This is a genomic window from Aquimarina sp. 2-A2, from assembly GCF_045505135.1.
Lineage (GTDB): Bacteria > Bacteroidota > Bacteroidia > Flavobacteriales > Flavobacteriaceae > Aquimarina > Aquimarina intermedia.
Window position 1 is genome coordinate 1 of the sequence record NZ_JBJKFI010000011.1, and the last position, 6,474, is coordinate 6,474.

General features: G+C 40.8%; 2 protein-coding genes. Both read left to right on the plus strand.

Going from position 1 to position 6,474, the window contains the following annotated elements; all coding sequences use genetic code 11:
* Positions 1-5,916, plus strand: a 5,916-nt coding sequence (locus ACJRPK_RS17370; RefSeq protein ID WP_407141663.1) for a gliding motility-associated C-terminal domain-containing protein, incomplete at its 5' end; no start/stop codon positions are given.
* Positions 5,917-6,050: 134 nt separating this feature from the next.
* A partial coding sequence (locus tag ACJRPK_RS17375; protein WP_407141664.1) for a type IX secretion system membrane protein PorP/SprF occupies positions 6,051-6,474 on the plus strand: 424 nt, incomplete at its 3' end.

A 6,474-nucleotide genomic window follows, 5' to 3' on the forward strand; every position in this document is an offset into this window, starting at 1 on the left:
GATCCGAATCTGGATGGTGATAACAATCCGTATACAGAAGGTGTTGTTGGAGAGAATGATTTTGACGGCGATGGGATTCCTAACTTCCAGGACCAAGATGCCGATGGTGATGGTATTCCAGATAATGTGGAGGCTCAAATAACAGCAGGATACCTTGCACCGAGTGGTATTGTAGACGGTACTGGTGTAGATACAAATTACGCAGGCGGACTTACCCCTGTGAACAGTGATGGAGCAGACACTGTAGATTACTTAGACTTAGATTCAGATAACGACAGTATTGTAGATGCTATCGAAGGTTTTGATACAAATAATGATGGCGTAGCTGATATAGTTCCGGCAGGAACCGATACAGATAATGATGGGTTGGATGACAATTTTGACTCCAGTGCAGATTACTCAGATCCAAATGGTTTACAAGTCACTACCACACCTTCTGCAGATTTAAACAATACAGATGGAGCAGATGAGTTGGATTACCGAGACACGGATGATGATAACGATGGTATTGTTACCCTTACCGAAGTAGGCGCAGACCCTGCGAACCCAACAGACAGTAATGTTGATGGCACACCTGATTATTTAGATGCCACTGATTTGGATGGTGATGGTATTCCTGACAGTGCAGATTTAGATGACGATAACGACGGGATTTTAGACAGTGTTGAAGATCCGAATCTGGATGGTGATAACAATCCATATACAGAAGGTGTTGTTGGAGAGAATGATTTTGACGGCGATGGTATTCCTAACTTCCAGGATCTAGATAGTGACAACGACGGTATCTATGATGTAGTAGAAGCGGGAGGAACTCCTAGCGGAGTTAATCCAGGCCAAGCCGATGGTGCTGTTGGTGCTAATGGAATTCCTGCATCAGCAGGGGCAGGATTAAATCCAATTGACACTCAGAATGATGGGACTGACGATTACTTAAATCTGGACAGTGATAATGATGGATGTAGTGATGCTAATGAAGCCTATGGTACCCCTACCGCTGATGGAGGAGATAATGGTGTGTTTGGTGCTGGTACACCGGCAGTCAATACTGATGGTACAGTAAATGACCCGGCAGCAACTTATCCAACCCCTGCAGATTCTGATACAGATACGGTAGCAGATTACCGTCAGGTAGGTGGTCCGGATGATGATGGAGATGGTATAGCCAATGCTTGTGACCCTGTGTTTAATGATGCAGACGGCGATGGTTTAGGAGATGCAGTCGATTTAGATGATGATAATGATGGTATAGCAGATGATGCAGAATGTGCTGCCGCGGATACTACTCTGGATTGGAATAATGCGAGTTGGACCGGTGACCCTAGAAATGATCCTAATATGACAGCCACGACCACTATTGGGACTACAACATTGACTGTTACTAATAATGGAACAGATGCAACTGTTGGGGCTAGTTATGTAGCTTTGTACGCTGATTTTGGTCTTCCGGGACTTCAGTTACAAGCACCAATTAATAGAATAAGTAATGGATCCACGATTCGTTATCAAATTAATTTAGCTTCGTCAGTTACCGGACTAAACTTCACAATAGTTGATGTTGATAATAGAACAAGCGGAGAAAATTATGTAGAGCAAGTAAGAATATTGCCGACCAACCAAGGAGTACCAGTTACTTTAGTAAAAGGTGTAAACTATACCAATGGTAATGCTGTGGACGATCTTGGCGGAGGAACTTTTCAAGGGAATCGTAATGTAGTGTCAGGTAGAGCGGGCGATGTAAGTCTTAATTTTAAAGAATTAGTAGATCAGGTTATTATAGAATTTACTAATGTTGGTTCTGATGTAAGTACACAGGGGACCGCTATTTTAATTTCAGATTTACAATGGGATTGTGATACAGATGGTGATGGTGTTGCCAACCGTTTTGATCTTGACAGTGATAATGACGGGATCTATGATGTAGTTGAGACCGGTAATGGTGGATTGGATACTAATAATGACGGTTCGATTAGCACAACAGAAGCAGCTGATGCCAATGGTAATGGTCAGGCTGATGGTACAGAGGGTACCGTACCAGTTAATACCGATAATAATTTAAATGATAATGCTGACTTTTTAGATATTGATTCTGATGACGATGGTATTCCTGATAATGTTGAAGGACAGTCTACGGCAAACTATTTTGCACCTTTAGGTACAGATAGCGATAACGACGGAATGGACGATCAATATGATGTAGATTTTGCCGGAAACAATGCGTTTACAGTTGAAAATACGGATGGTGATACTATCCCTGATTATTTAGATACTGATAGTGATGGTGATACGGTAAGTGATCTGTTTGAAGCAGGCGTTGGCACCTTTACGGGGGTTGATACCGATGATGATGGTTTGGATGATGGTTTTGAAGGCGCTGCTACTAACGATGGTTTTGATGTAAATGACGAATTGGATAACGGAGCAAGCGATACTAATAATGATGATGTTACTGGTACCCCTGAAGTTGATTTTAGAGAATTCTTAGACAGTGATGGTGATGGTATTTCAGATCCAGTAGATGAGGATGATGACAACGATGGTATTAGTGATATAGTCGAAAGTGGAGGCGTAGACCCAAGAGCCGATGGCGATAATGACGGAGTACCGGCATATTTAGATGACAATGACGCAAATGCTTCTATTGGTGATAACAATGGAGCGGTAGAATCAGCCTACGATTTTGATGGGGATGGTATAGCTAATCATTTTGATTTAGATAGTGACAACGACGGTATCTATGATGTAGTAGAAGCGGGAGGAACTCCTAGCGGAGTTAATCCAGGTCAGGCAGATGGTGCTGTTGGTGCTAATGGAATTCCTGCATCAGCAGGGGCAGGATTAAATCCAATTGACACTCAGAATGATGGGACTGACGATTACTTAAATCTGGACAGTGATAATGATGGATGTAGTGATGCTAATGAAGCCTATGGTACCCCTACCGCTGATGGAGGAGATAATGGTGTGTTTGGTGCTGGTACACCGGCAGTCAATACTGATGGTACAGTAAATGACCCGGCAGCAACTTATCCAACCCCTGCAGATTCTGATACAGATACGGTAGCAGATTACCGTCAGGTAGGTGGTCCGGATGATGATGGAGATGGTATAGCCAATGCTTGTGACCCTGTGTTTAATGATGCAGACGGCGATGGTTTAGGAGATGCAGTCGATTTAGATGATGATAATGATGGTATAGCAGATGATGCAGAATGTGCTGCCGCGGATACTACTCTGGATTGGAATAATGCGAGTTGGACCGGTGACCCTAGAAATGATCCTAATATGACAGCCACGACCACTATTGGGACTACAACATTGACTGTTACTAATAATGGAACAGATGCAACTGTTGGGGCTAGTTATGTAGCTTTGTACGCTGATTTTGGTCTTCCGGGACTTCAGTTACAAGCACCAATTAATAGAATAAGTAATGGATCCACGATTCGTTATCAAATTAATTTAGCTTCGTCAGTTACCGGACTAAACTTCACAATAGTTGATGTTGATAATAGAACAAGCGGAGAAAATTATGTAGAGCAAGTAAGAATATTGCCGACCAACCAAGGAGTACCAGTTACTTTAGTAAAAGGTGTAAACTATACCAATGGTAATGCTGTGGACGATCTTGGCGGAGGAACTTTTCAAGGGAATCGTAATGTAGTGTCAGGTAGAGCGGGCGATGTAAGTCTTAATTTTAAAGAATTAGTAGATCAGGTTATTATAGAATTTACTAATGTTGGTTCTGATGTAAGTACACAGGGGACCGCTATTTTAATTTCAGATTTACAATGGGATTGTGATACAGATGGTGATGGTGTTGCCAACCGTTTTGATCTTGACAGTGATAATGACGGGATCTATGATGTAGTTGAGACCGGTAATGGTGGATTGGATACTAATAATGACGGTTCGATTAGCACAACAGAAGCAGCTGATGCCAATGGTAATGGTCAGGCTGATGGTGCAGAGGGTACCATACCTGTTAATACCGATAATAATTTAAATGATAATGCTGACTTTTTAGATATTGATTCTGATGATGATGGTATACCTGATAATGTAGAGGCGCAACCCACTGTTGGTTATGTAGCTCCTGCCGGTGATGCATCAACTTCGTTAACAGGTCTGGATAGTACAGCAGGCTTAGTTCCTGAAGATACGGATGGGGATACTATTCCTGATTATTTGGATACCGATAGTGATAATGATGGTGACGGAAGAACGGATACTGCAGAGGCAGGGGTAGGAACCTTCACAGGAGTCGATACCGACGGTGATGGTTTGGATGATGGTTTTGAAGGTGCTGATGCAAATGACGGGTTTGATGTAAATGACGAATTGGATAACGGAGCAAGTGATACTAATAACCATGATGTACCGAGTACACCTGAGGTTGATTTCAGAGAGATAACCGATGTAGATTTAGTAGTAGCAAAGGTGTTATTAGAATCAGGTCCGTATGCTGAAACACTGAATTATACATATCGAATCACATTAACGAATAATGGACCGGGAATAGCGACAAATGTTTCTATAACCGATGTGTTACCTAACGAAGTTAGTTACGTAAGCGATAATGTCTCGGGTGCATATAATTCTGTCACCGGAGCGTGGAGCGCAGGAACGATTAATTCTGGAGCCGATGCGACGCTTGAAATTATATTCTCAGTGAATCCTGGGACTGCAAGTACTGTAGTAACCAACATAATTACAGATGTCACGGTTGATCAGAATGATCTTAATTTAACTGCAGACGACCTAGAAGAGATATTTATTGTTGATGGCGATTTTGATGAGGACGGAGTTTCAGATAGTATTGATGATGATGATGATAATGACGGAATTTTAGATGTTGATGAACAAGCTTCAGGATTATTTACTGATACTGATGGTGATGGTATTTTGGATACTTTTGATTTAGATGCTGATGGGGATGGAATTTTTGATGTCCATGAAGCGGGTCATAATGCCGCGGATTTAGATAATGATGGTATGCTGGATGGACCTGTAGGCTCTGATGGTGTTCCTGATAACGTTCAGAATGATCCGAACAGCGGAGCAGTAAATTATCAACTGCAAGATTCTGATAGTGATGGTATCAATGACTATTTAGATATTGATGATGATGGAGATGGAGTGAATACGTTTAATGAAAGCCCAAACTCGGATGGGGATAATAATCCATTTACGGGTAATACCTTAGATTCGGACGGTGATTCAATTCCTGATTATCTGGATACCGATGATGATGGTGATGGAATACCTACATCGACCGAAAATCCAAATAGCGATGGTGATGGAGATCCAACTACAGGACAAACTCAGGATACCGATGGTGATGGCATTAATGATTATCTTGATGTTGATGATGATGGAGATAGTGTTTATACATTGTATGAATTAGATCCAAACGGAACCGGTAGTGGACCAGGGGATACTGATGAAGATGGTATCTTTGATTATTTAGATGAAGACGATGATGGAGATGATACGTTAACCATTAATGAAAATCCGGATCCGAATGGTGATGGTAATCCTGATGATGCTGTGGATACCGATAGAAATGGTATACCTGATTATTTAGATCCAAATAATGCAAATGAATCAGCTGAAGATGGTATAGAAGTATATGCAGGAATTAGTCCGAATGGAGATGGAATGAATGATAGGTTGATTATTCGAGGACTTGAAAATGTTGAAAATAGTTTTGAACTATTCAATCGATGGGGGGTTCAAGTCTATGAGACACAGAATTATGGCTCTAATGACAATTTCTTTACAGGAATGTCAACCGGTAGAACAACTATTCAGGAAAACGAAGAACTTCCGGTTGGAACGTATTATTATTATTTGCGTTATACGACACAGAGCGGAGAGACTAAATCCAGAGGAGGATATATCTATATAAATAGATAAGATCTAAAAGTAAATTCCCCGTATGTAAGTACGGGGAAATCCTTAATTAAAAGATTAATTGTAATAAAATATAAATGAATCATATAAATGTTTAATTTCGATATGATTTGTTGCCTTTAAATACCTACGTATAGATGAAGAAAATATACACGCTTAGTATAATAACATTAATATTTTTGAGTTGGACTCATTCGAGTATTGCTCAGCAAGATGCTCAGTATACGCAATATATGTATAATACTATAATTGTAAACCCGGCGTATGCAGGAAGCCGCGGAGTTATGAGTATTACCGGCTTGCATCGTAGTCAGTGGGTAGGGCTGGAAGGGGCGCCTCGTACACAAACCTTAACGATGAATACACCAATAGGTAAAAAGAATCGTATAGGTCTTGGACTCTCTATAGTAAATGATGAGATAGGACCTACGGATGAGACCTATTTTGATATAGACTTCTCGTATACAATTCCTACTTCAGAAAGAGGAAAATTGAGTTTTGGATTGAAAGCAGGTGGTCACTTATTAAATATTAATTTACAGGAGCTTAATAAATATAATA